The following is a 26,854-nucleotide window of genomic DNA, read 5'->3' as shown; positions in this document are numbered from 1 at the left end:
ATGAATTGGAACTATTTTACCTTTGCTAAATCGCACGCAGGAAAAGTACGCCCTTATAACGAGGATGCTCTGTTGGATATGACAGAGCAGCATATTTGGGTGGTTGCCGATGGAATGGGTGGACACAGTGCTGGCGATATAGCAAGCCAGATGCTAGTGGATAGAGTCGCGCGCCACATGCAGGATGTCTCCAATACTAATATCGATGATATCCGAAGAGTGGTTCAAGAAGCGAACTTAGAAATTTACCAATACGCACAAAATCACTTAGACGGTAAAACGATGGGAACAACACTTGTTTTGTTGTTTATTCAGGATGGGTATTACCACTGCCTTTGGGTGGGGGATAGCCGAATTTACCAGCTTAGAAGTGGTAATTTTGTCCAAAAAACACGTGATCATAGTCAAGTCATGGACTTAGTGGATCAGGGCTTATTGGCATTTGAAGATGCCGAATCTCACCCTCTTGCAAATGTTATTACCAGAGCTGTTGGGGTCGACGAAAGTGTCACTATTGATCAAGTTTCAGGGCAGTTGGCTGACGGCGATCAGTTTCTACTCTGTAGCGATGGACTCTCTAAGGAACTTACGAGTGATGAAATTCATCGGACATTGTATGCAGACTCAGTCAACCAAGCTGGATTAGCGCTCATGCATTCGGCTTTGGTTCGGGGCGCAAGTGATAACGTAACTTGTGCTTTGATCAAAGTTCGCCAAGCGCAAACGGAGTGTGAAACAGTAACTAGAGAAGACGCGACGATACCTGTCTTTCTAGGAGGGAGAGCTTATGAGTAATGAAATGTTTGATTGGTATGAACAAGCGTTGGCTCCTATATCTCAAGAAAATCCTACAGGTGTTGATCCTAGAGAGGATGTATCACCACAGTCTGCTTACTATCGGTTGAAAGATCAGCGTATGGCCGCCCGCAACGCTGAACGTAATGCTCTTATAGAAGAAGAAAGTATCTATACCCACAGCAATTTATGGCGAGTATTTATTGAAGATGTCCCAGAAATACTCACGAATCAGTCTAAAGATTTGGAATTTGTTGCCTGGCTTATAGAAGCCCTAACTCGATTGTATGGTTTTCGTGGTATGGGCGTTGGCTACAAACTCGCAACCAGTTTAATTGAGAACTTTTGGGATGATCTGTACCCAATGCCTGATGAAGATGGTATTGAGACAAGAATATCGGCGATTATTGGCCTCAATGGTATCGATAGTGAAGGAACACTTATTTTTCCAATTGCTTGTATACCATTGACTGACTTAGGCGTGGAGCAAGCTTATGCCTATTGGGAATATCAGCAAGCTATAGAGCTTGAGCGCTTAGACGAAGATAAGCGCCGAAATCGAGTCGAGCTTGGGGCTGTTGAGCTATCTGAAATTACAACTACGGTTAAGTCGACTTCTGATACGTTTTATCGAGAATTAATCACGGATTTGGAGTTCGCTACGGAATCATTTAATGAATTCAGTCAGCGATTAGATGAAGCGGTCGGTGATGTGACTCCTAGCTCTTATATATCAAAAAGACTTGAATCAATACACTCGGCATTAAAGCACCTTCTTGGAGACCGTTTTAATCAACCACAAGCAGTGATTGAAGAGCTAGAGGATCTTGATGAATCTTCTTCTGAACAACCGTTAAGTGCACAAAGTTGTGATGCATTATTAGCGACAAACATGAAATCACGAGAGCAGGCAATTAGACAATTGCAGCAAGTAGCTGATTTCTTCCGAGAGAGTGAACCTCACTCACCAGTTTCTTACTCCATCGAACAGATCATTCGTTGGTGTGGGATGCCTCTGCCGGAGTTACTGGCGGAACTTATCTCCGACGGGGATGCAAAGAAAAGCTACTTCCGTTTGGTTGGCATAGCAGAACAAAATGAAAATTAATAAAGGGAGAATGGTATGACGAGTATCCACTCGAAACTATCACGAGTACGGAAGCCTCGTGTCCACATTACCTATGATGTTGAAACTGAAGGTACGACTCTTAAGAAAGAACTGCCTTTTGTTGTAGGTGTAATGGGTGACTTCGCTGGTCAAAACACAGAAGCGTTGAAGCCATTAAAAGACCGCCGTTTTATTCAGATCGATCGAGATAACTTTGACGATGTACTCAAAAAAATGAATCCATCGGTGAAGTTTAAAGTTGCGAATAAGCTTGCGAATGACGATTCACAGTTTGAGGTAGATTTAAACTTTAAATCAATGCAAGACTTTGAGCCTGCTGCGATCGTAAATCAAGTTGATCCACTACGCCAATTGATGGAAACGCGTAATAAACTGCGTGATTTGATGACAAAAGTTGACCGCTCAGAAGAGCTTGAAAATATCCTAGAGGATGTTTTGAACAATACAGACAACCTGGCAAGACTTGCAGGCGAGTTAGATCTTGGCAAGAAAGCGAAGTCAGACAGTACTGAAGGAGCGGAATAATGACGACTGAAGCTGAAAAACAGTTAGATCCAACTGTTAATGAACAGACAACTTCATTCTTAGATCAAGCTATTGGTGCGACTAAGCAGACCGAAGCTTCTCGTGCTGAGGAGCTGATAAAAACGCTCGCTGAAGAAGCAATGAAAGGGACAGTTACTTGGAACAAAAACCTAACAGTAACTTTTCGTGAAGCGATTAATTTGCTCGATAGGCAGATTTCTGATCAGTTGTCTGAAGTAATGCATCACCCAGAATTACAGAAACTCGAAGGTTCTTGGCGCGGCTTAAATTATCTAGTGATGAATTCAGAGACCAGCTCTACTCTGAAAGTTCGCATGATGAGCATGACCAAGAAAGAGCTACATAAAGACTTGAGCAAAGCTGTTGAGTTTGATCAAAGCCAGATCTTTAAAAAGGTTTACGAGTCTGAGTTTGGTAGTGCTGGTGGTGAACCGTATGGTGCATTGATTGGAGACTATGAGTTTACCAACCACCCAGAAGATATTGAGTCGTTACGCCTAATGTCAAATGTAGCGGCTTCTGGCTTCTCTCCATTCTTGTCCGCGGCTTCACCAGCACTATTCGGCTTTGATGAGTGGACTGAGCTGTCAAAACCACGCGACCTAGATAAGGTATTTGAATCACTAGAATACGCCCAATGGCGTTCGTTCCGCGAGAGTGCCGATTCGCGCTTCGTTAGTCTGACGATGCCAAAAGTCCTTGCTCGTTTGCCATACGGACAAGCTACCGCTCCAGTCGAAGAGTTTGGGTTTGAAGAGTTCGAAGTAGATCCTGTTTCAGGTATTGCTGTTAACGCTGAACATAACGACTACTGTTGGATGAACTCTTCGTATGTTCTTGGTGTTAAGTTAACTGACGCATTTTCAAAATATGGATTTTGTACTGCCATCCGTGGTGCAGAAGGCGGCGGTCGAGTGGATAACTTGCCAACGCATTTCTTCATGAGTGATGATGGCGACCCTGATATGAAGTGCCCAACAGAGATTGGTATTACCGACAGACGTGAGGCGGAGCTTGGTAAGCTTGGTTTCTTACCGCTTTGTCACTACAAAAACACCAACTATGCAGTGTTCTTTGGTGCGCAAACCTGTCAAAAACCAGCGAACCATGAATCCCCTGAAGCAACGGCCAATGCGGCTATTTCTGCCCGCCTACCTTATATGATGGCAACATCTCGTTTTGCGCATTATTTGAAAGTAATGGCTCGAGATAAAATTGGTAGCTTTATGGAAGCAGAAGACGTTGAGTCTTGGCTGAACCGCTGGATCCTAGGTTACGTCAATGCTTCTGAAGGCGGTGGTCAAGAGATCAGAGCGAAATACCCTCTAGCAGACGCTCGTGTTCAGGTTAAGGAAATTCCTGGCGCACCTGGTTCTTACAATGCCGTAGCATGGCTGAAACCTTGGTTGCAAATGGAAGAACTGACGACATCTTTGCGACTTGTGGCCAAGATCCCTCAGTCAGGTGGATAAGAAATGAATTGGCTGGTCGAAAGGCCAGCCATGACCAATCTTTATGTTCTAGATGGAATTAGCAGTGTCACTTAACTTTCGCGACCCTAGCAAGCTAAAACATGAGTTTAGTACCGGAGGCTATGCTGAACTTGATAGCCCGTGGTTGACTCGATTCAATGAATCTTCTGATCTTGTAGCGTCAGCGCGAATTTGGCTAGAAGGTACACGTTCAAGAGATTTGGACAGCTTTCGTCATAGTGTGATGAACACAATTAACCGCATTGATGAGCTATTAGAATCTCAACTAAATGAAATATTACATCATCCTGAGTTTCAACAGCTCGAAAGGGGGTGGGTTGGAGTTAGGTATTTATGTGAACAGGTTGATTCTCATTCATCGGATTCTGTAAAAGTTAAGGTTTTAACGGCGACATGGAATGAAATCAGTAAAGATGCTTTAAAAGCCATCGAGTTTGACCAATCAGCACTATTTAAGTTGCTCTATCAAAATGAATATGGCATGGCAGGGGGAGAACCCTTTGGTGTGGTGGTTGGAGATTATCAGCTTCGCTGTGATCCTAGTAAAAATTATTTTGATAGAGATCTGTCTGTGTTGAGTAAGATCTCTCAGTCTGCAGCTGCAGCATTCAGCCCATTTATCATGTCTGCATCGCCAGAGATGTTTGGTGTTGATAGTTTCGCTCAACTCTCTGCGATAAGAGATATAGCAGCCCAATTTGAACAGGAAGATTATGCAAAGTGGCGTAGTTTGAGAGATAACGATGACGCTAAATTTATTGGTTTGACTGCACCTAACGTCTTGTTCCGTCAGCCATACAAAAGTGATGGCTCGCGGAATGATAAATTCAATTTTCAAGAACACGTCTGCGACTCCAACCGAGATTTGCTATGGGGGAGTAGTGCGTACTGTTTTGCTGCTGTATCAATTAGAGCATTTCAGGAACATGGTTGGTTCACGCATATGCGAGGGATTAAACAAGGCGATTACAGTCAGGGTATTATCGTCGCTCCTACAAGGAGCAAGATGCGTGTTAATGGCAAGAATGATCGTGAAAGATGTCCGTTAAACTTGAAAATCTCTGAGAGAAAAGAACAAGAATTGTCTGAGTGCGGTTTTATTTCTATTTCTCCAATACCTGAGACCGATATGGTAGGGATGACCTCGAATGTATCTCTCTACAAGCCCAAACAATACGCAGAAAAGCATATTTCAACGAATGCAAAACTGACATCGATGTTGCAATACACATTGTGTGTATCGCGAGTCGCACATTATCTCAAGGTTATGGGGCGTGACAAAATTGGTGGGTATCAAGACGCGGAAAGCCTAGAGCGTGACTTTCAACGCTGGTTACACCAGTACACTACCGCATCAGATGAAGCGTCGGATGAGCTTCGGGCTAAATACCCCCTAAATGAAGCAAAAATTACAGTTCGAGAGAAAAGAGAAACTCCTGGACATTATTACTCAGTTATCCATTTGCGACCGCATTTTCAACTCGATCAAATGGTATCTAGCATTAAATTAATTACCGAATTATCACCAGAGCACATGGTGTAAGGAAATAACAATGACTCAATGGAAAAATGCTTTGTCCCAAGGCCTATTGCAACACGCTCTAGAGCAATTAATTGATGAAATTAAAGCAACCCCTAAAGATGCGAGCTTGAGAAGTTCCTTCATTGAGCTTCTTTGCATTGATGGGGACTTCGAGCGTGCGGACGCTCAGCTCATGCAATCGATTAAATTGTTTCCTGAGTATCTGCCTGGTGCAAGTCAGCTACGACATTTAGTGAAAGCAGCTCAAGCTAGAAAGGATTTTATCAATGGTGCGGCTAGTGCCAAAGTATTAGGTGATGAGGAATTAACTAAAGAGCTTGTTCGATTTAATCTTGCTCTCGGAAATCAAGAGTACGAAGAAGCGTCACGTCTATCGCATCGCATTGAAGAGCGTCGTACTATTAAAGGGTTTAACGTAAACGGCACAAACTACGAAGATGCTAGAGATATTGATGATCGTTTAGGTGGTTACATTGAACTGTTTTCTACAGCAGGTAACTATTTTCTTGTACCCATATCGAGCATCCATACGCTAGAAGTTAAAGCACCTACTTCTTTGTTAGAAAGTATTTGGCGACCTGTCGAGTTTGATATCGATGGACTTGGTGAAGGCGAAGGCCATATGCCTTTGACGTATGTCGACTCAGAGACCGATGCACAAAAGTTAGGCCGAGAAACGGATTGGAAGCAGATTGGTGAGCAAGAATCTTTTGTTGGCTTGGGTCAAAAATGTTGGTTAGTCGGTGACTCAGCGCTTCCAATCTGTGATTTGACTACATTATTAGAACAGAAACAAATAGCGTAGAAATATCATGTCGTTAACCGTTTCTCTGCTCGACAAATTGATAGATAGTGATCCTCTCACTCGAGATGAGAAAGACTTCCCTGCAAGCCAGCAACAGATGTTGAGCAGCTTACTTAGAGATCTAGAGTCGATGCTGAATAGTCGTATTGGATGGAAAAATATTCCTGATGATCTTCTAGAGGTTCGTTATTCAATATTGAACTATGGGCTGCCAGATTTTTCCTCAATGCCCTATAGCAGCCAAGAAGGGCAGAATCAGCTTTGCGACATCGTTCATGATGCAATTAAAGAGTTTGAGCCGAGGTTAAGGAACCCTCATGTCCAGATTTCGGACGAGAAAAACGCTATTGATAGGGTATTGAGGTTACAGATAAATGCCACTTGCTTAATTGATAACAGTATTCATGAAGTGCGATTCAATTCTGAAGTAGAGCCGGTAAATTTAGGTATGAAACTGAGTAGAGCAAAATGAGTGAAGAGTTTCTCAAGTACTATAATCGCGAGTTAGCTTATTTGCGTCACAAAGGGCAAGAGTTTGGTGAGCAGTATCCCAAGATTGCCGCGAGACTTCGTATTAGTGAGGAACAGGTTGACGATCCACACGTAGAAAGATTGTTAGAAGGCTGCGCATTTCTAACAGCAAGGATTAGACAAAGCTTAGACAATAGTTACCCTCAGTTTACAGAGTCTTTGATGGGACAGTTATATCCGGATTTTCACGCCCCAATCCCGTCAATGTCAGTCATTAAAATGAGCTGTTCTAACTCCACTTCCTCTTATTTTGATGTAGAAGAAGGCGAGCGAGTTGTTATCGGTGCTACTGGATATCATGAATGCGAGTTTAGAACTTGTTATCCGGTCAGAATGTATCCTGTTGATGTGACCTCTGGCGTTTTTAAAAATGCGCCTTTCAAGCCAGTTGGCTCACGATGGGAAAGCAATGCTCATTCAGTTTTGAAAGTACAGCTCACGGCTCAAGATGAAGAGACTCCTCTTGGTGAAATGGGGATAGAACGGCTGCGCTTCTATTTAAACGGTCAATCTCAATTGACTTTTAAGCTCTACCAAATGCTGTTTCAAAACCTAATTGGTTTATCTGTTGTTGTGGATGGCAAAGAAGTTCGTCCTTTAACCAAAAGACATCTTTCTGAAGTAGGATTTTCAGAAGATGAGAAAGTTGTGCCATACAGTAAAAGAAGCTTTTCAGGAGCAAGATTACTTGTTGAGTATTTGCACTTTCCTGAGAAGTTTATGTTCTTTGATATCACCGAACTTGGATTATCTGAGCTAGATCTTGGAGAGCAAGTCGAACTGTATTTTTACTTTGATACCAACGATGACTGGCTTCCAAAGCAAGTGGACGAAGAAAGCTTAATGGTAGGTTGTGTGCCTGTAATCAACTTATTTAAAAGTATTATGGAGCCTAAGCGTATTCTACCAACTGAATACGATTACCACTTGTCTCCACAATACCAAGAATCTGAAAGTAATGAGGTTGTCTCAATTTCTGACGTAACGTTGAGAAACTGGAACAAAACGTACCACAATTTGCCATGTTATCACGCTGGTGAGCACACGCATTATACAAACACTAGTGAGATTTATTGGTTGATGAGACGTGAGGATAAGAACTGGGCTGGTGGGTATGATGAGCCAGGTAGAGAAACTTACATTTCTTTTGTTGATAAAAAACATCAATTGTTCAGCCCGGATAGCCGGGAAAACTGGTTAATGTACGTGGAAGCTGAGTGCTGTAACCGCAACTTAGCGCAGAAACTTCCATTTGGAGGTGGGCTGCCGCAAGTATCTTTACCGGAGGTAAATGACAATTTCGAATCTGTTCGTTGTTTAGTTTCTTTATCAGAAACTATTCGGCCAGAAATGGATGAAAGCACACGATGGCAGTTAACTAAGCTTTTAACTTTAAACCATTTTACCGAGGAAGATGGTTTAGCAACTTTGAAGCAGACCCTTAATCTCTATGCATTTTCTGGGACAGCAGAAACGAAAGCGGTAATCGATGCTTTAACTAAGTTAGAGTTTGAGCCTACTACAGGAAGAATTAGTCAGAAAGGCAAAGTTGGATTTGCGCACGGTATAAAAATTATTTTGACGGTTTCTGATCAAATTTTACCTAAAGAGCAGATCTTTCTCTTAGGTAGTGTTTTATCTGTTTACTTCTCGCAATATGCTGAAATTAACATTTTTACGCAGTTAGAAATAAGAATTAAGTCCACGGGAAAGTCTTTCCACCTATGGCCCGCATTAACTGGCGATAAGGTGTTGCTATGAGCGCGGAACAATTTTATCGAGAATTAAAGCAACATCCATTGTTTGAAGCGATTCATCTTATTGAACACGAAGTTCTGCAAGCAGAGGCGCAAATAGGAACAGATGCGTTACCGAAGCATGAAAAGCTAAACTTAAAGGTTAATCCATCATTAGGTTTTGAAAATGCTCAGCTTTGTGAACTGAAAAATATAGATGACAGCAAGTTAGAGATTGAGACCAATTTAATAGGCCTAACGGGTGAGCAAGGTGTGCTTCCCCAGCACTATAGTGAATTAGCTTTACATCGCCAAAAAGAAGGCGATACGGCTATGGTGGACTTCTACGATATTTTCAATCATCGCTTATTATCTCTTTATTATCGATGTTGGCAACTGAGTCAGCTGACTGTTCAGTCTCGTGCGCATGCGCAGGGCGCGCGTTCGCCGTTAGAAAGCTGTAAATCGGCATTAACTGGGAAAGGGAGTTCACTGTCCCGGCACTATGGTGGTGTGTTTGCTTCACCAGTGAGAAGTAAAGGTGGACTGAAAAGTATTCTTGAATGTTTATCTGGATGCCAAGTAAAAGTTCATGAATTTCAAGGACAATGGTTACACCTTACGAAAGAAGAGCAAACACGCCTTGCATCCCGAACTATGCCTGAAGGGCAGTTTGCTCAACTTGGTTTAGGAGCGTCTTTGGGTTCGAAAGCATGGAACATCAACGCGGGGACAACAATAGAATTTCTGCCAAAAGATAAACAGCTAGTTAGTAAATTGCTTCCTAACCAACCCAATATAGCAATCATTAAGAACGCTGCTTATGAGTTGATTGGAAAACATAAACAACTGAAGTGGCAGCTCACCACCAAACATAGTTTGCTACCACAAGCTTGTTTATCGAAACAGCAGGGGCAGTTAGGTATTGGTTCTGTGCTTAAAAAACACGAACGTACAAAAGATCGAACTATAACAATTACTATTTAAAGGAAATGTAATGGCTTCACTCTCACTTTCAGCGTTGGTCGAAAGATTGTCTCCTCAGGCTAAGGAAACACTTGAACAGGCAGCTGCGATGGCAAGCTCCCGAACTCATCACAGTATTGAAATGTCTCACTGGTTAATGATGATTATCCGCCATCCTGACGATATTTACTCTGAAGTTTTTGACGAATTTGATGTCGATAAAATCAAGGTTGAAACCGATATTCAAAAGGCATTAGAAAAATACAAAACAGGATGCCAGTCGGTGCCTGGGCTATCAGCTCATACGGTGACTGTTATGCAAAATGCCTTGTTGTCTGCAACCATTGAATTCAATCAAGAACAGTTGGGGTGCATCCATCTTTTATTTGCCTACTTGTCTGATGATACGTTAGTCAACATGGCTGGTTCGATTAGTCCTGAACTAAACAAGATAGAACCATCTCGCTTATTGAACTTTAAAGAAAGTAATGCGCCTCAATCAAGATCGAATGACTTAGCGCAGTCAAACGCGAATTCCGCCTTGAATCAATTTACAACAGACCTTACTGAGCAAGCTAGGGAAGGTAAAATAGATCCGGTGATTGGTAGAGATAATGAAATTCGCCTAATGATCGATATTTTATTAAGACGCCGACAAAACAACCCGATTCTTACGGGAGAAGCTGGTGTTGGAAAAACAGCCGTTGTTGAAGGTTTGGCGCAAAAGATCATTGATGGCGATGTACCTCCCGCTCTGCAAAATGTGGCAATTAAGTCTCTGGATTTGGCGTTACTGCAAGCCGGCGCAGGCATGAAAGGTGAGTTTGAAAACAGGCTTAAGAACCTTGTTAAGGAAGTAAACGACGCTCCACAGCCTATTATATTGTTCATTGATGAAGCTCATGGCCTAATTGGCGGTGGTGGGCAAGCGGGCCAAGGTGATGCGGCGAATATTCTGAAGCCAGCATTAGCGAGAGGTGAACTCAGAACGATCGCAGCAACAACGTGGGCAGAGTATAAAAAGTATTTTGAAAAAGATGCAGCTTTAACTAGGCGTTTTCAAGTCGTAAAGGTTGATGAGCCTGCCCCTGAACTCGCGATCGAAATGTTACGAGGCTTACTTGATGTAATGGCACAACACCACGATGTTCATATCACTAACCAAGCTCTCAATGCAGCGGTCCAACTGTCAGCTCGATACATTAATGGTCGTCAACTGCCAGATAAAGCGGTTTCTGTTTTGGATACGGCCTGTTCTCGAGTTGCGTTAAGTCAGTCATCTACACCGGGAGGCCTAGATGCGAAAAGAAACAAACTTAAAGCAAAGCAAGCTGAGTATGAGCATCTTAGCCAAGAGAGTCGGCTAGGAGCATCTCTTGATGTGCAGCTGCAAGGTGTCCGAAAAGAGATTGATGCGCTATCTAATGACATTATTGAATTAGAAGTACTTTGGGAAAAAGAAAAAGAATGGGTAAATGAAGCTAAGTCACTTAGAACCCAAATAATCCAGGAGGGTTCTGAAACTGCTAGAGACAAGTTACAAGAGCTTGAAAATAACCTTTCCGCTAACTCACAGCCCTTAGTTTTTTCGCATGTAAATGAAGCGCTAATCGCAGAAGTTATTTCGGATTGGACCGGTATACCGCTAGGTAAACTTCAGGATGATGAAATCCAAGCAGTATTGGGTTTGAAAGAAAGTTTGTGTAAGCGAGTTGTCGGGCAGGATCACGCTTTAGAGCTCATGTCTGAAGTGATAAAAACCGCGAGTGCGCAGCTCACGGATGAGACACGACCAAATGGTGTATTTCTCCTAACCGGACCAAGCGGAGTGGGTAAAACCGAATCGGCTTTGGCGATTGCAGAGAAAGTCTATGGTAGTGAAGAAAATGTCACGACTATCAATATGTCGGAATTTAAGGAAGAGCATAAAGTCTCATTGCTATTAGGTTCTCCTCCTGGTTATGTCGGTTATGGAGAAGGAGGTGTACTGACTGAAGCTGTTAGACGTAAACCTTATAGTGTAATTCTCCTCGATGAAATGGAAAAAGCGCACCCTGGTGTTCAAGATATTTTTTATCAGGTGTTTGATAAAGGCTCAATTAAAGACGGTGAAGGTCGAGATATAGACTTTAAAAACACTATTATTATTATGACCGCGAACACAGGGACCGAAACGACGATGTCTTTGTATTCTGATCCTGATTTAGCTCCTGAGCCGTCAGCACTAAAAGATGCTTTACGCGATGATTTGTTGGTCGACTTTAAACCTGCATTTTTAGGGCGTGTGAACGTATTACCTTATTTGCCTCTATCAAGAAAAGTATTGATAGAAATAACAAAATTAAAGTTGGATAAAATTACGACTCGTATTCGTAAGCACTATAACGCTGACCTGTTTTTTGATGAGGAACTAATTAATGATATTGTAGACAATAGCAATGAGTCTGGCAGTGGTGCGCGTGTGGTACAAACAACCATAGAAAATACATTGCTTCCGAAGATTTCTCATGAAATATTGCATGCAATTCTTAATGATAAGACGTTTGATGAAATTATTGTTAAAGGTACAACTAGTGGACTTGATGTCTCAATAGTTTAACATCCTTTACACTCTCAATAATAATTGGGAGTTGGTTCATATTAACTATTATTTTTTATAAAAAACGCTTAAATTAAATCTTATTTAAAGATATAACAGGGCGTATTTAAAATGAAGTTTTTGATACATTAATCACTAATTATCACCAAACGTCAGATAATTAAATTACTACGATATATGTCAATTAATAATGCTATAGGAGATTAGCATGCAGTCTAATACGTATCTTAAATACGCAGATATTAAGGGTGAGGCAACAGCCGAGCAATACAAAGATTTGATTACACTACTATCTGTAGATTGGAGTGTAGGTCGTGAGATCTCATCATACACTGGTACAGCGATGGACCGTGAAGCGAGCGCTACTCGTCTATATGATTTGACTATCACTAAACTTCAAGACCGTTCTTCTCCTGACTTATTTAAAGAAGCGACGATTGGTAAAGGTAAACCAGCGGTTTTCCATATTACTAAGCAGGGTGAGAAGGTTGAAGAGATCATGAAGATCGAACTGACTGATGCGATGATTTCTAACTACTCAGTTTCTATCCAAGACGATCGTCCAGTTGAAACTATCACAATTTCTTACACAGAAATGATGATGACAGTGACTCCTACTGACGATAAGAACAACACTTCTGCTCCATTGGTATACGGCTACAGCGGTGTTAAAGGTCAACAAATGTAATTTTCATGCGGGGGAGTATTCCTCCGCATTTTTTGAAAGAAGTATTTAATGAAAAGAGCAACTCAAGATAACAATTTCATCCGAATTTCTTCCCCATTCGGTAAAGATGCCATCATACTAAACTCGTTTGAGTATAAAGAAGAGATCTCAGAACTTTTTTCATTGCGTGCTAAAGCTTACTTTAATGATCAACGAAGTGAGTTAAACGAAATTATTGGTAAGGAAGTTACCATTACCCTTGAAAATAATGAGGATGTTTCTTCAAATCCTCGTTATATGCATGGTTACGTTTCTGCTGCAAGATTAGAAGGGAAAAGGGTTTCTAATACACATAAAGGCGAAAATTATAAAAACATAGAATTATTAATAGAGCCTAAATTACGTTTCGCTGAATATCGAAAAAATTGCAGAATATTTCAGCATAAAGATATAAAGGAAATTATCTCTGAAGTACTATCGGAGCATAGTGTTGCCTTTAGTTTTGAGCTAACCAAGTCCTATCCTAAATACACGTACAAAGTACAATATGAAGAATCAGATCTTGAATTTGTTCGACGTCTGTTATCGGAGGAGGGGCTATCATTTTGTTTTACACATACTAAGTCTGCCCATACGCTCAATATTTTTGATGACATCAGTTTTTATAAGCCGGGTACTGAGTTTTTAGTCGATTTTGATACAGGTACGGCGAAGTCTAGCCACATTTCTTCTTGGCATGAAACGCAAATTCTGACTACTAAAGCGAGTCAAAAGTCAGGCTATAACATGTTCAAGCCTTCTTCGAATCCTAAAAATACTGCAAAGGGTGAAAGTGATTTTTTTACAGTACCTGGAAGCGAGTATTTTGAATACATGGGTGAAATGGAGAGCAATGATCAATACGCACTGAGAAACACGCATGCAATAGAAGCACTACAGCAAAATGCATATTTGTGTCGTGGCGAGGCTACGTGCAGAACATTCAGCGTAGGCAAGTGCTTCAAGTTTAAAAAACATGAAGATAAATCTCGAGTTGGCAAAGAATATGTACTGTCTTCTGTTTTTTTGTCTGCTGCTGTTTATAACCAGACTGGTCAAGGTGGCACCGGTGCGCAAGGTGTCAAAGTCTCGTTTAGTTGTGTTGACTCAAAGACAATCCTTCGTCCTTCAGTTAACTATCCGAAACCTCAGATGAAAGGTTTGCAAACTGCAATAGTTACGGGGAACAAAGATGGTGAAATTTACATAGACAAACATGGCCGTATCAAAGTTCAGTTTCACTGGGACCGTGTTGGTAAATACGATGTAAATAGTTCATGTTGGATTCGTGTTGCGCAAAATATCGCAGGTAACGGATGGGGGTCGGTGTTTCACCCTAGAGTCGGACAAGAGGTCATCGTCGAGTTTGTCAACGGAGACCCTGATCAACCAATCGTTACGGGGTCACTATATAACGGTAGTCAACTCCCTCCTTACGCTTTACCAGAGCAAAGTTCTCAGAGTGGTTATAAATCACGCTCTGTACAAAAAGGTACATCCAATTTTAATGAGTTGCGCTTCGATGATAAGCCTGGTGAAGAGCACATTTATCTTCATGCTGAAAAACTGTTCCAAATGCTAGTTGAAGACTGTGTTGATATCGCCGTTGAAAACAGTAAAACCGAAAAAGTGACCAATGATGTTAATCAAGAGGTTGGTCAGAACGCGAGCTTGAAAGTAGGTAAAAACTTTTCGAATGAAACGGGTGAAGTGCTGTCTTTTAATGCAGGAAAGAGCGTCGAGATCAAAGTAGGTGGTGCTTCTATTCAGATGTCTAGCTCTGGAGAAATCAATATCAAAGGTAATAAAATATCTATTAACGGCTCAGCTATTGCTCTTAAAGCTGGGCAAATTTCATTGAACTAAGGTGATTTAAAGTGGGTAAACCAGCCGCAATTTTGGGCAGCTTTCATCTTTGCCCTAAAAAAACAGGAAAGATACCGCATGTCGGTGGTCCCGTCGTTGTTGGTTCACCAAACGTAACGATTGGCGGGATACCTGCGGCAAGACAAGGCGACAAGCTTATTTGTATCGGTCCTCCGGATAGTATCTCAGCAGGTTCTTCTAGCGTAACAATCAACGGTAAACCAGCCGCAAGAGTCGGCGATTCAACGTCTCATGGTGGCAAAATTCTATCTGGTATGCCTACGGTTTTAATCGGAGGCTAGATGCCACTCGCATTTCAAACGCATCTTCTATCCTTTAATGGCCGTTCACACACCGTTCGCGAGTTAGCTGATGATTCTTTTAGATTGTCCGAGGAAATCCGACCCCCTGACTTTGCTCAATCAATAGATGAGCATATATTAAGCCTCGTGCGCTCTGAGCGCGAGAGTCTTGAGCAAGCTGATATCAAGGAGAATCTCTGTGTTCTTTTACCATCTTCGGTGGACAAAAGTTTGCTTAAAGCATTGATAAGCGAGCTTTCTATTTTCGTTGACCAAACTGTCAATACTGAAATTTACTTTTATCCTTATGGCCAAGCTGCATTTTTGATGGCACTAAATCGGATAAATCGTGAAGTTAATGAAACGCAAGCGACTTGGATACTGGCTATAGAGGTTACGAGTGATGTAGAAGGGCATGTCAAACCTCAAAGCTCTATCATTTTAACCAAGTGTTTTTTTCGACATTCAGGTCTTGTGCCTGATGTTGTTCGAATTGATTTAGATGCCAAACAACAACGCATCGCCGTGGACAAAGTGTTTAAGCAATTAGGAGTAAGTTGTGAACATCCACTCAGTCAATTGTATTTATCCGTTAATGAGGAAGAACCGCAATGGTTAAACTCAATGCAATTCTTGTCTCCGTGGGTGACCGATCAAACTCAGTATCAATTTGTTGATATCAAACTTGGCGGATTGGGTGCATGTGGCGGCGTTTTAAAAGCGTTAGTGATTGATGAGCTTCAAAGAAGCAGCCCCTGCCCAGACTTTCACGTGTTGCAAGCCGACATCGAGTCAGATGGCTATGCGGTAGGAGTAATATACAATTGGCGTAGTGAATAGGTCTGGCTATTGCTTTTCCTTCTAGTAGCTGAGGTTTTAGTGATGCAAATGTTATGGGGGATTGACTCGAAACTGGCCCTTTAATGATGTTTGGACAATGACTAGGCGCAGCTTGCTTTTCAAAATAGCTTTGCTCACCGCGTTTTTACAGTGTTCTTCTCGCTTTCTGATTAAATAGCCAGCCATAGAACACAAACCACATGAAAAGCTGTTCGACTCAAGATATCCTTACCGATATAAAATAACTTGAGTTTTGGTTTGTTCGAGATCCCACCCGTGACGCATTCCTTTTTATAAACGGTACATGGACTCTGACAGAAGCAAGCCTACTCATAGAATTGGCGGAAAGTGAATTCGAATGAAGTTTATCCACACCTCAGATTGGCATCTTGGTCGACAATTCCACAACGTATCACTACTCGAAGATCAACAAGCAGTACTCGAACAACTGATTAACTATATTGAACGCAACCCCGTCGATGCAGTTGTAGTGGCGGGAGATATCTATGACCGTTCGGTGCCACCAACGGTTGCAATAGAACTGTTAAATCGAGTCGTGAAACGCATTTGTACCGAGTTAGAAACACCAATGATATTGATATCTGGCAACCATGATGGTGCAGAAAGGTTAGGTTTCGGCTCAGAGCAAATGAAAAATGCAGGTCTCCATATTGTTAGCAACTTTGAAGAGATGCTCACTCCCATCATCATAAAAACGGACTCTGCGGACGAGGTCGCGTTTTATGGTATGCCTTATAACGACCCTGAACAGGTCAGGTTTGCCTACAAAGCCTCGGTATCCACTCATGATGAGGCTCATCAATTGCTTGTTGAGCAAATTAAAGAGCGCTTTATCTCTAAGCAAAAGCGCGTGCTCGTGAGTCACTGTTTTGTTGATGGGGCTATCGAGTCAGACTCTGAACGACCATTATCTATTGGTGGTTCTGATCGCGTGAGTCATGAACACTTCTTAGATTTTGACTACGTCGCACTTGGTCATTTGCATCAGCCTCAAAAGAAAGGCGCAGAGCATATCCGTTACTCTGGCTCTCTCATGAAGTATAGCTTTGGTGAACAGAACCAGAGAAAAGGTTTCACGTTAGTTGAACTGGACAAGAAAGGATTCGTTTCTGCAAAGCATATTGATCTTACGGCTCCTCATGAAATGCGTATTGTAGAGGGCGAGCTGGATAAAGTTATTGAGCAAGGGAAAACAGACCCCAAGAATGAAGATTATTTGTTAGTTCGTTTGATGGATAAACATGCGATTTTAAACCCAATGGAAAAACTTCGTTCAGTGTATCCAAACGTTTTACACCTTGAGAAACCTGGCATGTTAATTGGGGTAGAGCAGGAAATGGCGCAAGCAAAGTTGGCGCGAAGCGAAATTGATATGTTCCGAGATTTTTTTATTGAGGCGCAAGATAGCCAGTTGTCTAAAGAGCAAGAGCAAGCTGTTACTGACATTATTAAGCAATTATCACAGCAATAGGGACCAAAGATGAAACCAATTAAACTAACCATACAAGCCTTTGGTCCGTTTGCAAAAACTGAAATCATTCATTTTGAGAAGCTTGGCAGTAACCCTCTATTTTTGATTAATGGTCCTACAGGTTCCGGTAAAACGTCGATCTTAGATGCCATTTGCTTCGCCCTTTATGGTGAAACCACAGGTAATGAGCGACAAGGTATTCAGATGCGGTGTGACTTATCCGCGCAAGACTTACCAACCGAAGTAGTTCTCGAATTTTCGTTACACGGCAAACAATACCGAGTTGTTCGATCCCCTGAGCAGGAAGCGCCCAAGGCCCGTGGTGAAGGGATGACGATTAAAAAGCACACTGCGGCTCTTTATGAACTCGGTGAGACTGAAACGCTTATCACCAGCAAGACGACTCAGGTTAAAACTGAAGTTAGCAATATTATTGGCTTGAATGAAACTCAATTTCGTCAAGTTATGGTGTTGCCTCAAGGAAAATTCCGAGAACTGTTGCTTGCTAGCTCTAAAGAGCGTGAAGAAATTTTTGGCCAGCTCTTTCAAACTGACATATATAAAAAAATTGAGTACGCGCTCAAAGATAAAGCGAGTGCAATTAGTAAAGCGAAAGGCGAATTTGATAATCAAATTCGAGGTGCTTTACAAGTTGCAGAAGCGAGTTCTGAACAAGAACTATTACAACAACTGGAACAAGTAACTAAGCAATTAGAGTCTGATAAAAAGAATGAGCAAGCAGCGTTAGATAAGCTCAATACTGCTAAATCTGAATTGCAAAAAGCGGAAACCTTGAATGGAGAGTTTTCGAAACGAGAGCAAGCAGAAAGCGCACTCAAGCTGCATCTAGAACACTCAGATTCGATAAAAGCTCGTCAACAGCAATTAGAAAACGCTAAAAATGCCAATAAGATAGAGTTGCCCTACATCTCATTACAAAATGCAAAAGCTCAAACGCAAGAGCTTAGGCAAAAAATCGTAGCTTTGGAAGAGAGTCTCGAAAAAGCTAATGTCGTTGCGAGAGAACAAGAAAACTTGCAGCAAAGTGCAAAAGAGGCAGCGGCAAAGGTCCCGCAGTTAACGCAACTGCAGTATCAACTTGAAAGTATGAAAAACAAGTTGGTCGAGAAAGACAATTTGGAAAGTAAAATAACGGCGGGTTATCAACAAAAACAACAATTTGAAGCAACGTTAAAACAGTACATAGAACTAAAAGATAAGTTAACGTTACAGGCCCAGCAGGGACAGAAGGAGCTAGAGAAAGCACGAGTTGATGTTGCGCTTATTGGCAGCATCGATGCGGAAATAAAACAAAAACAACGGCTGTTACAGGATCTACAAAAGCTGCATGATCTTACTTTAGAGCTCTCTAAACTCAATGCGCTAACTGTAGGCAAGCAGCAGTCACTACACGAAGCCAGTCAGCGCTATATGCAGCGTCAACAAGCCGCTGATACGATAGAGCTTAAGTGGCACAACGCTCAAGCGGCAGTATTAGCGCAGCGACTAAAAGCAGGTGAAGCATGCCCGGTGTGTGGTAGCGAAACGCATCCTAACCCCGCAACGTTTGTTGAAGAAGCCGTTACAAAAGAGCAAGTTCAGGCGGCTAGAGCTAAAGAGCGAGAAGCTCAAACCTTGTTGAACCAACTAAGCAATCAGCTAGAACAACATAACGTTGTCATTAGTCAGTATCAGAATCAGTGTAACCAGTTGAAAGAGGAGTTGGGTGAGTATGCTACATCTGAGATCTCGACGGTTCAAAATGATTTGCAAGCGATCAATGCTCAACTCCTACGTCTACAAGCTATTGATATTGAAAAGCTAGAAAAGAACGTTGAACAGCTTAATCAACGCTGCGTCGTGGGTGAAAATAAAATTCATGAGCTGCAGAATAAAATGGCGGCAAATGAATCAACCGTTAAAGCGAACCAAGAACAATTGGCTCAATTACAAGCTTCTATTGACCCAAAATACAGTTCCGCTGACTTGCTTGAACGTGAAATTTTGCTGACAAAAGAGCAAATTCTGAGTTTGAACACAGGCTTAGAAAAGGCGCAAACCGCTTTGCAGCAAGCGATATTGGAGAAATCAAATGCGGAAAGTCACTTAGCGACGAACAAGCAGTGGTTATCTGAGTCAGAGCAAAAACTTAGCCAAGCAGAATTAGCGTGGAATGAGGCACTACAGGCGAGTAAATTTGAGGATGAAAGCCATTATCTAAGTAGTCGAGTGGGAGATGATGAACTTCAAGCCTGGCAGCAAGAAATAGACAGCTTCAAACAGGCACAAACCAAGCTTGAGCAAACACTACATGATTTAAATCATGCATTGAAAGATCTTGAAAGGCCTAATTTAGAGTTGTTTAATGACAGGTTAACCACTCTGCAGGCGCAATATATTGAAGTAAGGAATCAACTTGATACCACACGCTCAATATTTGAACGTCTTGAAAAGGTTCGTAAAGATATTGCCGTGTTGCATGAGAAAAATAGTAAGTTAGAAGAAGAATACAAAGTCTTTGGTACGTTGTACGACGTTGCTAGTGGTAAAACAGGCAGCAGGGTTAGCCTACATCGCTTTGTTCTTGGTGTACTGTTGGATGATGTGCTGATTCAGGCCTCCCAACGTTTAAGCCTTATGAGTAAAGGGCGCTATATTCTTGCTCGAAAAACAGAGGGCTTCAAAGGTGCTGCGGGTCGCGGCTTAGATTTAATGGTTGAAGATGGCTACACAGGAAAAACGCGTGATGTTGCGACACTTTCCGGCGGTGAATCATTTATGGCAGCGCTTGCTCTGGCACTTGGTTTGTCGGATGTTGTGCAATCCTATAGTGGCGGTATTCGTTTAGACACTTTATTTATTGATGAGGGCTTCGGTAGTTTAGACCCAGAGTCTTTAGATCTTGCTATTCAAACGCTAGTGGACCTGCAACAGACTGGGCGCATGATCGGTGTTATTTCTCACGTTTCTGAGTTGAAAGAACAAATGGCGCAGAGGATTGATGTAGAACCATCAAGACTTGGTTCAACGGTGTCGATTAAATCTCAATGTCGCTTCGCTGTCTAATTCAGTGACTACTGTTAGATCAAAAAGCCCCTAATGTTGGGGCTTTCTGACTAAGTCGCTACTGTTCGCAAAAGTGGCCTTCTTTTGGCGATTGGGTAATCGCATATTCGCCATCGAGGTTGCGATAAACAATCGTGTTCCAAACAGAGCCATCATCCAATTCAAACTCAATAGCATAGTTGACGCCGCTAACGATTTGCGCGTGAACATTCAGTATTTGTTTAAACGACGCTATTGTGTCCATTTTCTTTAAAACAAAGGCCATTGCCTTTTGTGCATCAGGGGTCGCGTTAAACTCATTCCACCCACCTGGCATGTTTCCTTGTGCATTACATACATCTGCCGAGGTCGTTAATTGTGTCGTTGCGCTCGGCTTTTCCTGCTGACAACCTGCAAGTAACACCAAAAGTGCACAAACTGACACTGTTTTTAATTTCATAACAATAACCTCTGTCTATAACGCAACGTATTATAGGAGGGTGATATGCCTACGAATGTCTATGTTGTGCAAAGTTTCTATATGCATAGGGTTAAATGCTGACAAAATGTACAAGCATGGTCAGCTTGTAAGTCAAAAATAGAGCAATCTTGTTATCGATTTGCTGAGATGACGAGGTTTCGGTGTTCAGCGCGCTATTGATGATGAAGAATTGTGATGTGTACCTATTAGGGCGATGGTGCGGCTTAGTGATCGATTTGTTATCTTCTAGAGTAAAATCAATCACTAATTAAAATTTAGGTGTTGTATGAAATCGATAAAAATATTTTTACTTTTGTCACTTGCAACTTTATTTGGTTGTACCTCGAAGCCGGATGGGGTGGAACCCGTCAATAATTTCGATTTAGAGCCATATCTAGGTAAGTGGTACGAAATTGCACGCCTAGACCATTCATTTGAGCGAGGCTTATCCAACGTTACCGCTGAGTATCAGGTTCGCGAGGATGGTGGGGTTAAGGTGATAAACCGTGGATATTCCGAAGAAGAGCGACAGTGGTCAGAAGCTGAAGGCAAAGCTTATTTTGTTGAAGATAAAACGGTTGGACACTTAAAGGTTTCCTTTTTTGGGCCAATATACTCTTCTTACATTGTTTTTGAGCTAGGTGAAAACTATAACTATGCGTTTGTTTCCGGTTACAACCACGACTATTTGTGGCTATTGTCTAGAACGCCTAACGTTGATGAGAAAGTAGTGGAGCGCTTTAAGTACGTAGCTAAAGAGAAAGGTTTCGCTATAGACGAGCTCATTTTTGTTGAACAAGAGAAACAAAGACAGCTTTAAGTTCATCAGCGTGGCTGAAAAAGCGGACAGAGGGGAAGCTTCCTAATTAAGAGCTCAGTTTGTCATTTCGCTTAACAGTAATTTGTTACCGCGTAACTTAATGTGGTCAAAATGGATATAGCCCCATCATTTGTGATTACTCGTGATGGGGCTTATATAAATTTGAGTGAGCGTCGAAAGGTTGATCTATCAACAAACGGTTATGGTTTACTTAATCAAACGAACGATCAGGGAGCCTGGTGCTCGAATAGATTCAACATTGTGGCTAAGTACTGTGCCGCTTGTTGGGGCGGTGTAGCGTTTAATCTCAGCGCCAAAGCTGTCGTATTGAATCGCAAGAAGTTGACCTTGCTCGACAAAATCCATCAAACTAACATGAGGCAGTACAAAGCCGCCGTGTGTCGCTTTCACACTGATGATTTCGTTTCCTTCCAAGCATGACGTAATAGTGTCCACATCACCTTCAGCAATGTTATGCTCTTTCAGCACATTAAAAATGCCTGTTACAGTTCGACTGATGAGCTCTTGCTCGGTGTATCGCCCCATACCTACTTCAACTGTAATGCTTGGGACACCGTGGTTATTCCAAACCGTTTCAAGGACGCCAGCATCTCCAGGATCATTTAAAATCGCATCAGGATTAATGAGACGAGCCATTTCTAATGATTGCTCGATTCGGAAATCTGCAAACACGTAAAGCGGATAGGCCGCACCACTGGTTTGAGTGTGAAGGTCAATGGCTAAATCAGCATTTGGTTTGAGCAAATCATTCCACAATGCATATAAGTAGCGTTGGGCTTCATTGCCGTTTTGGTCACCAGGAAAAAAGCGGTTTAAGTTTGCAGGAGACGCATCAGGGTCTGCGGAATAGAAATCACGGCTGTGGTTTAGCATACCTGGCATGTTAACGGTTGGAACAATAGTGACAGTACCAGCGACTTCAGTGCCGATGAGCTCTCGAGCAGTTTGCTGCGCTGCTAACACACCATTGTACTCATCACCATGAACCCCTGCGGTAATCATGATTTTCTTGCCAGGTTTTTCACCTTTGAACACTAGCACAGGTAGGTGTTGCCACTGAGAGAGAGCATTCGTTGCGATGCGAAACCAAAACTTATGCTCGCCCGAATTTAGGTCTGCTACATTGAGAGATTGAATCACTTGATGACCTTGAATCACGTCATCGAGAAATTGTGTTGCCATTAAAGTTACCACTCCAAAACCATGAGCTAATCTAAAACCTTAGCGTCGTCATACCATGAATATTAATAAGGCGAGAACATGTCTCGCCTTAATTACCAATTGGCTTCGTTTTACGCAAAACCCATAATATGAGCTGCGATAACGACGATACTTGATAGGGTAAAGAGTAATAGAATAAATCGCCAGCAGAATTTTGCCCAGTCACCCCAGTCGATACGGCAGACACCAAGCGTTGCCATGAGAGATGCCGAAGTAGGGACGATAACGTTAGTAAAGCCATCGCCAAGTTGGAATGACAAAACTGCCACTTGGCGCGTAACTCCTGCAATGTCTGCCAGAGGGGCCAGTAGAGGCATCGTTAGTGCCGCTTGTCCGGATCCTGAAGTGACGAAGAAGTTGAAGATAGATTGGAATACATACATTAACCATGCCGCAGCCACGTCAGGAAGCCCGCTAATCACGCCGCCAGCACTGTTTAGAATTGAATTCAGTACACTCGCTTCATCAGTTGTACCACCACCAAGTATAAGCAATACACCTTTCGCACAACCCACTAATAGGGCAGGTGCAAGCATAATAGCTGCACCTTCTTTAAATGCATCAGCTGCGCAGTTTAGCGTCATACCGTTCAGGCGGAAAATCGTACCGATGATCGCGACAACAAAGCCCATAGTGAAAAATTGAGAAGCGATTTCTGGGATGTACCATGCGTTAGCGACTACGCCCCAAACGACCCACACCGTGGTCGCAATAACCGTAAGGATAACGAGTGTGTCACCTAGGTTCCAACGAGAATCTTGATTGCCAAGCTCTTGCTGACGGAAATACTGGTCTGTGCGGTGGCTGTAAGAAAGTTTAGGATTTGACTTCACACGAGCGGCGTAGATCATTGTGAAAGCGATACCGATTAACGTAAAGCCAGCCCATAACCCCATGCGCACTGTCATGCCAGATAAAACAGGTACACCCGCAATGCCTTGCGCAATAGCGACGGAGAAAGGGTTCATCCAAGAAGTAGCAAAGCCAATTTGAGTCGCAACATAGGTAACCATTACCGTAGTGATACCATCATAACCAAGGCGAACCATAAGCGGCGCGATAATAATCGCAAATGCTACGGCTTCTTCACCCATACCAAATACCGCACCGCCTAGCGAGAACAGCAAAAATAGCACTGGAATGAATAGCGCTTCGTTACCTTTGGTCTTATCGATAAGGCGCAGGATACCGTTATCGATTGTGCCTGTGCGCATTACAACGCCGAAAGCACCGCCGATAACCAACATGAACATAATCACGCCGATTGCGCTGCCCCATTTAGAGCCAGAAACTAGCCCTTCGAAAGGGAAGTTCATCAGACCAATGCCACCACCAGAAGCAAACAGGCCAACCTTGTTGTAAACCAATTCACCGTTTTCGTCGGTTGCATAAGAGAAAGAAGAAGGATCGATAACTGTGCGAGTTTTTTCTGCACCGTCGACCATGTAGGTCACCTGTTGGCTATCAAAATGACCAGCAGGAATTAAGTAGGTAAGAATCGCAGCAAGAATACCAACAATGAAGATCAAAATGAGGGTATCTGGCATCTGCCACGACTTAGGGGTAGCAACCGAGTCTGCTGGTTGCGCATGTGTGTGAGACATAACTTACTTCACGTCAAATTCAATAAAGCATGAAATATCGATAAAATAGAATAAAAAGTCAATATTAATGCTTATGTTGAACTATAAATTCATCAAATATTTGAAGTGAAGTTAATTTGATTGTTTTGTGGTCAAATGTTGGGTTAATGTTTCAATATGCGTTGAGTTTGGATGATTCACGAGCTTTCATAGTCATCTACAGGTGATCTAATTACTTGATTTCTGTCTGTTCTGCATAAAAAGCAGCGACATCACGAAGGTCTTCATCATTTAACATTTTTAACTGTGCTGCCATCATTTCTGCAAGCGGCCCTTTACGCTCACCGGCTTGATAAGATTTCATTGCATTGTAAAGGTACTGAGAATTTTGACCAGCAAGGCTTGGATAGGTGTTGTTCGTTGCGATGCCTTTAACACCGTGACAATAGACACAGCTAGGTGATTTGATTTTACCTTTATCAGCATCACCAAACGGCTCGGCATGGATAGCGGAAGAGAAAATAAAAGAGATTAGAAGTACAAACCTGAGCATGGAGGTTATCTATTCGCTAAAAATCATGGCGATACAATAAAGCTTCCCCTTAGGGGAAGCTCAATGATCAAAATCAAATTAAAGTAGAGATTTTATACTTGATAAGAAAGTGTCGATGTCTTTCGCTGAAATATCTTTATGAGTTACAAAACGAATTGGATTTCCAGGGGTTATCGTGATGTTTTGTTCCTTTAGTTTCGCAGCGATACTTACTATGTCCACTTGAGGATCAAGCTTCGCGAACACGATGTTCGTTTGAACAAATTCAGGGTTGACTGAAAAACCAGGCAGTTCTGCTAAACCTTCCGCTAAGGTTTTTGCGTTGATGTGGTCTTGTTTTAGCTGTTCCACTTGTTCGGTAAGGGCAAGTTTGCCTGCTGCGGCAAGAATACCCGCTTGACGCATACCACCGCCGACCATCTTTCTTAAGCGACGTGCTTTTGCGATGTAGTCTTTGCTACCAAGTAGTAGCGAGCCAACAGGGGCAGCCAGACCTTTCGACAGACAGATCGTCATTGAATCAAAGTACTGACCGATCTCTTTTACCGGAACATCAAGTGCAACGGCTGCGTTAAAAACGCGAGCGCCATCTAGATGCATCTGCAAGTTATGTTTATTCACGAAGTCACGTGCTTCTGCTAAGTAAGACAGAGGTAGTACTTTACCATTAATTGTGTTTTCTAAGCTGAGAAGCTTAGTGCGAGCAAAGTGACAATCATCTGGTTTAATTGCAGCAGCCAGTTTATCAAATGGTAGCGTGCCATCTGGGTTATTTTCGACTGGTTGAGGTTGAATTGATCCCAAAACCGCCGCGCCACCAGCTTCGTATTTGTAGTTATGTGCTTGTTGCCCACATAGATATTCATCTCCCCGCTCGCAATGCGCCATTAAACCGAGCAGATTGGCTTGAGTGCCTGAAGTGGTAAACAAAGCTGCTTCGAAACCAGCAAGCTGCGCAGCAAATTTTTCAAGCTCATTGACCGTAGGGTCATCACCATAAACATCATCCCCAACGGGGGCCTTAAACATGGCTTCTCGCATGGCTTGGGTGGGCTGTGTAACGGTATCTGATCGAAAATCCATGAATGTCTCCTTGGTCAAAGTCCTAAATATATCCGCAAAGGCGCGCTTTGCTTAAGCAAGCGATCGTTTTGGCATCGGTGATCGTGCCATCGACTATCTTTTCTTCGAGTTGCTTGATTGACAAGGTGACGACCTCAATCACTTCGTCTTCATCGCACTCGTAACGGTTTGTTTTGTTGAGCTTTTCGGCAACAAATAGATACTGTATCTCATCACAAAATCCGGCAAGAGGGGTGACTTGGCCGAGAGACGTGAATTTCTCTGCACTAAACCCAGTTTCTTCCTCTAACTCTCTTTTGGCGCAGCAGAGTGGCTCTTCGTTGCCTTCTCTGGTACCAGCAGGAAGTTCCAATAGCCATTTATTAAGTGAAGGCCGAAATTGGTGGACAAGGACAATGTGACCCTCCGCTGTAATAGGGAGAATCACCGCAGCACCCGGATGATGGATTGTGGTGTGCGTAATTGCCTGTCCTGTAGGAAGCACAACGTCTTCTTCAATCAGAGAAATTTGCTTCCATTTATGAATTATCTTGCTCATGCAGTTATAAACCCTAGCTGTTACCGCATTTTTGACGTTTTTCGACATTAACCACAAATGGTGGGAAACAAAAGCAAAAAATACTGCAACACGACGAAAGCGTTTGCACTTTAAGTGAGCAATGTCTCATAAATGGAAACTTTGATTGCTTCGTCAAGAA

At 42.4% G+C, this 26,854-nt stretch carries 23 protein-coding genes; 17 read left to right on the top strand and 6 right to left on the bottom strand.

Annotated features, from left to right (window positions below; all coding sequences use genetic code 11):
* The 16 genes from R7093_RS01165 to R7093_RS01090 all read left to right on the top strand — a co-directional run bounded on the left by R7093_RS01165 (window position 1) and on the right by R7093_RS01090 (window position 20,415).
* Window positions 1–795, top strand: a complete 795-nt coding sequence (locus tag R7093_RS01165; protein ID WP_047100990.1) for a PP2C family protein-serine/threonine phosphatase — start codon at window positions 1–3, stop codon at window positions 793–795.
* Window positions 788–1,903, top strand: a complete 1,116-nt coding sequence (tssA, locus tag R7093_RS01160; protein ID WP_017635624.1) for a type VI secretion system protein TssA — start codon at window positions 788–790, stop codon at window positions 1,901–1,903. Before R7093_RS01165 ends, tssA begins: the two co-directional genes overlap by 8 nt.
* Window positions 1,904–1,918: 15 nt before the next feature.
* Window positions 1,919–2,449: a type VI secretion system contractile sheath small subunit gene (gene tssB, locus R7093_RS01155; RefSeq protein WP_005375949.1), complete on the top strand. Its 531-nt coding sequence runs from the start codon at window positions 1,919–1,921 to the stop codon at window positions 2,447–2,449.
* Complete coding sequence (gene tssC / locus R7093_RS01150) at window positions 2,449–3,942, top strand: type VI secretion system contractile sheath large subunit (RefSeq protein ID WP_005375950.1); 1,494 nt, start codon at window positions 2,449–2,451, stop codon at window positions 3,940–3,942. The genes tssB and tssC (R7093_RS01150) overlap by 1 nt, the downstream gene beginning before the upstream one ends.
* Before the next feature lie 52 nt (window positions 3,943–3,994).
* The gene (gene tssC / locus R7093_RS01145; protein WP_047100991.1) at window positions 3,995–5,506 is read left to right on the top strand and encodes a type VI secretion system contractile sheath large subunit; all 1,512 of its coding nucleotides are present in this window, start codon (window positions 3,995–3,997) and stop codon (window positions 5,504–5,506) included.
* Window positions 5,507–5,516: 10 nt separating this feature from the next.
* Window positions 5,517–6,311, top strand: a complete 795-nt coding sequence (locus tag R7093_RS01140; RefSeq protein WP_017820215.1) for a type VI secretion system accessory protein TagJ — start codon at window positions 5,517–5,519, stop codon at window positions 6,309–6,311.
* A gap of 7 nt (window positions 6,312–6,318) precedes the next feature.
* Window positions 6,319–6,783: a type VI secretion system baseplate subunit TssE gene (gene tssE, locus R7093_RS01135; protein WP_017635621.1), complete on the top strand. Its 465-nt coding sequence runs from the start codon at window positions 6,319–6,321 to the stop codon at window positions 6,781–6,783.
* Window positions 6,780–8,603, top strand: a complete 1,824-nt coding sequence (tssF, locus tag R7093_RS01130; RefSeq protein ID WP_017820213.1) for a type VI secretion system baseplate subunit TssF — start codon at window positions 6,780–6,782, stop codon at window positions 8,601–8,603. Before tssE ends, tssF begins: the two co-directional genes overlap by 4 nt.
* On the top strand, window positions 8,600–9,565 hold the full coding sequence (gene tssG, locus R7093_RS01125) for a type VI secretion system baseplate subunit TssG (protein ID WP_005375963.1): 966 nt from the start codon (window positions 8,600–8,602) through the stop codon (window positions 9,563–9,565). Before tssF ends, tssG begins: the two co-directional genes overlap by 4 nt.
* A gap of 10 nt (window positions 9,566–9,575) precedes the next feature.
* Window positions 9,576–12,143, top strand: coding sequence for a type VI secretion system ATPase TssH (tssH, locus tag R7093_RS01120; protein WP_213967644.1), 2,568 nt, complete (start codon window positions 9,576–9,578; stop codon window positions 12,141–12,143).
* Between the two features lie 208 nt (window positions 12,144–12,351).
* Window positions 12,352–12,831, top strand: coding sequence for an Hcp family type VI secretion system effector (locus tag R7093_RS01115; protein WP_005375967.1), 480 nt, complete (start codon window positions 12,352–12,354; stop codon window positions 12,829–12,831).
* Window positions 12,832–12,879: 48 nt separating this feature from the next.
* Window positions 12,880–14,715 (top strand): type VI secretion system tip protein TssI/VgrG, encoded by a 1,836-nt coding sequence (tssI, locus tag R7093_RS01110; protein WP_285335192.1) that lies wholly within the window; start codon window positions 12,880–12,882, stop codon window positions 14,713–14,715.
* Window positions 14,716–14,726: 11 nt separating this feature from the next.
* Complete coding sequence (locus R7093_RS01105; RefSeq protein WP_005375969.1) at window positions 14,727–15,017, top strand: PAAR domain-containing protein; 291 nt, start codon at window positions 14,727–14,729, stop codon at window positions 15,015–15,017.
* Window positions 15,018–15,857 carry an NAD/NADP transhydrogenase subunit beta gene (locus tag R7093_RS01100; RefSeq protein ID WP_318146464.1) on the top strand — a complete coding sequence of 280 codons (840 nt, stop codon included), beginning with the start codon at window positions 15,018–15,020 and terminating at the stop codon, window positions 15,855–15,857.
* A 358-nt stretch (window positions 15,858–16,215) separates the two neighbouring features.
* The gene (locus R7093_RS01095) at window positions 16,216–17,349 is read left to right on the top strand and encodes an exonuclease SbcCD subunit D (protein ID WP_005375971.1); all 1,134 of its coding nucleotides are present in this window, start codon (window positions 16,216–16,218) and stop codon (window positions 17,347–17,349) included.
* Between the two features lie 9 nt (window positions 17,350–17,358).
* A complete protein-coding gene (locus R7093_RS01090; RefSeq protein WP_318146463.1) occupies window positions 17,359–20,415 on the top strand; it encodes an SMC family ATPase in 3,057 nt (1,018 codons plus the stop codon).
* A 58-nt stretch (window positions 20,416–20,473) separates the two neighbouring features.
* Here R7093_RS01090 and R7093_RS01085 read toward each other — a convergent pair whose 3' ends face one another.
* Entirely contained in the window at window positions 20,474–20,854 is a 381-nt protein-coding gene (locus tag R7093_RS01085; RefSeq protein ID WP_017633640.1) for a cystatin domain-containing protein, read from the bottom strand.
* A 307-nt stretch (window positions 20,855–21,161) separates the two neighbouring features.
* Between R7093_RS01085 and R7093_RS01080 the strand changes: the two genes are divergently transcribed.
* Window positions 21,162–21,695, top strand: a complete 534-nt coding sequence (locus tag R7093_RS01080; protein WP_005375974.1) for a lipocalin family protein — start codon at window positions 21,162–21,164, stop codon at window positions 21,693–21,695.
* Window positions 21,696–21,902: 207 nt separating this feature from the next.
* Here R7093_RS01080 and R7093_RS01075 read toward each other — a convergent pair whose 3' ends face one another.
* The 5 genes from R7093_RS01075 to R7093_RS01055 all read right to left on the bottom strand — a co-directional run bounded on the left by R7093_RS01075 (window position 21,903) and on the right by R7093_RS01055 (window position 26,694).
* Window positions 21,903–22,898 carry a succinylglutamate desuccinylase/aspartoacylase family protein gene (locus R7093_RS01075; protein WP_047101032.1) on the bottom strand — a complete coding sequence of 332 codons (996 nt, stop codon included), beginning with the start codon at window positions 22,896–22,898 and terminating at the stop codon, window positions 21,903–21,905.
* Between the two features lie 110 nt (window positions 22,899–23,008).
* Window positions 23,009–24,541 carry a putative basic amino acid antiporter YfcC gene (yfcC, locus tag R7093_RS01070; RefSeq protein WP_005387492.1) on the bottom strand — a complete coding sequence of 511 codons (1,533 nt, stop codon included), beginning with the start codon at window positions 24,539–24,541 and terminating at the stop codon, window positions 23,009–23,011.
* A 211-nt stretch (window positions 24,542–24,752) separates the two neighbouring features.
* Window positions 24,753–25,073 (bottom strand): c-type cytochrome, encoded by a 321-nt coding sequence (locus tag R7093_RS01065; RefSeq protein WP_005375977.1) that lies wholly within the window; start codon window positions 25,071–25,073, stop codon window positions 24,753–24,755.
* Window positions 25,074–25,151: 78 nt separating this feature from the next.
* Window positions 25,152–26,156 carry a low-specificity L-threonine aldolase gene (gene ltaE / locus R7093_RS01060; protein ID WP_005375978.1) on the bottom strand — a complete coding sequence of 335 codons (1,005 nt, stop codon included), beginning with the start codon at window positions 26,154–26,156 and terminating at the stop codon, window positions 25,152–25,154.
* A 22-nt stretch (window positions 26,157–26,178) separates the two neighbouring features.
* Window positions 26,179–26,694: an NUDIX hydrolase gene (locus R7093_RS01055; protein WP_005375979.1), complete on the bottom strand. Its 516-nt coding sequence runs from the start codon at window positions 26,692–26,694 to the stop codon at window positions 26,179–26,181.
* Window positions 26,695–26,854: the final 160 nt, after the last annotated feature.

The organism is Vibrio sp. 1580, from assembly GCF_033340055.1.
This window is presented reverse-complemented; position numbering and strand designations above follow the sequence as displayed.

Bases quoted from the DNA above. Each gene is read 5' to 3' on its own strand.
- R7093_RS01165 (WP_047100990.1), top strand. From the start codon at position 1: ATGAATTGGAACTATTTTACCTTTGCTAAATCGCACGCAGGAAAAGTA.
- tssA (WP_017635624.1), top strand. From the start codon at position 788: ATGAGTAATGAAATGTTTGATTGGTATGAACAAGCGTTGGCTCCTATA.
- tssB (WP_005375949.1), top strand. From the start codon at position 1,919: ATGACGAGTATCCACTCGAAACTATCACGAGTACGGAAGCCTCGTGTC.
- tssC (WP_005375950.1), top strand. From the start codon at position 2,449: ATGACGACTGAAGCTGAAAAACAGTTAGATCCAACTGTTAATGAACAG.
- tssC (WP_047100991.1), top strand. From the start codon at position 3,995: ATGGAATTAGCAGTGTCACTTAACTTTCGCGACCCTAGCAAGCTAAAA.
- R7093_RS01140 (WP_017820215.1), top strand. From the start codon at position 5,517: ATGACTCAATGGAAAAATGCTTTGTCCCAAGGCCTATTGCAACACGCT.
- tssE (WP_017635621.1), top strand. From the start codon at position 6,319: ATGTCGTTAACCGTTTCTCTGCTCGACAAATTGATAGATAGTGATCCT.
- tssF (WP_017820213.1), top strand. From the start codon at position 6,780: ATGAGTGAAGAGTTTCTCAAGTACTATAATCGCGAGTTAGCTTATTTG.
- tssG (WP_005375963.1), top strand. From the start codon at position 8,600: ATGAGCGCGGAACAATTTTATCGAGAATTAAAGCAACATCCATTGTTT.
- tssH (WP_213967644.1), top strand. From the start codon at position 9,576: ATGGCTTCACTCTCACTTTCAGCGTTGGTCGAAAGATTGTCTCCTCAG.
- R7093_RS01115 (WP_005375967.1), top strand. From the start codon at position 12,352: ATGCAGTCTAATACGTATCTTAAATACGCAGATATTAAGGGTGAGGCA.
- tssI (WP_285335192.1), top strand. From the start codon at position 12,880: ATGAAAAGAGCAACTCAAGATAACAATTTCATCCGAATTTCTTCCCCA.
- R7093_RS01100 (WP_318146464.1), top strand. From the start codon at position 15,018: ATGCCACTCGCATTTCAAACGCATCTTCTATCCTTTAATGGCCGTTCA.
- R7093_RS01095 (WP_005375971.1), top strand. From the start codon at position 16,216: ATGAAGTTTATCCACACCTCAGATTGGCATCTTGGTCGACAATTCCAC.
- R7093_RS01090 (WP_318146463.1), top strand. From the start codon at position 17,359: ATGAAACCAATTAAACTAACCATACAAGCCTTTGGTCCGTTTGCAAAA.
- R7093_RS01085 (WP_017633640.1), bottom strand. From the start codon at position 20,854: ATGAAATTAAAAACAGTGTCAGTTTGTGCACTTTTGGTGTTACTTGCA.
- R7093_RS01080 (WP_005375974.1), top strand. From the start codon at position 21,162: ATGAAATCGATAAAAATATTTTTACTTTTGTCACTTGCAACTTTATTT.
- R7093_RS01075 (WP_047101032.1), bottom strand. From the start codon at position 22,898: ATGGCAACACAATTTCTCGATGACGTGATTCAAGGTCATCAAGTGATT.
- yfcC (WP_005387492.1), bottom strand. From the start codon at position 24,541: ATGTCTCACACACATGCGCAACCAGCAGACTCGGTTGCTACCCCTAAG.
- R7093_RS01065 (WP_005375977.1), bottom strand. From the start codon at position 25,073: ATGCTCAGGTTTGTACTTCTAATCTCTTTTATTTTCTCTTCCGCTATC.
- ltaE (WP_005375978.1), bottom strand. From the start codon at position 26,156: ATGGATTTTCGATCAGATACCGTTACACAGCCCACCCAAGCCATGCGA.
- R7093_RS01055 (WP_005375979.1), bottom strand. From the start codon at position 26,694: ATGAGCAAGATAATTCATAAATGGAAGCAAATTTCTCTGATTGAAGAA.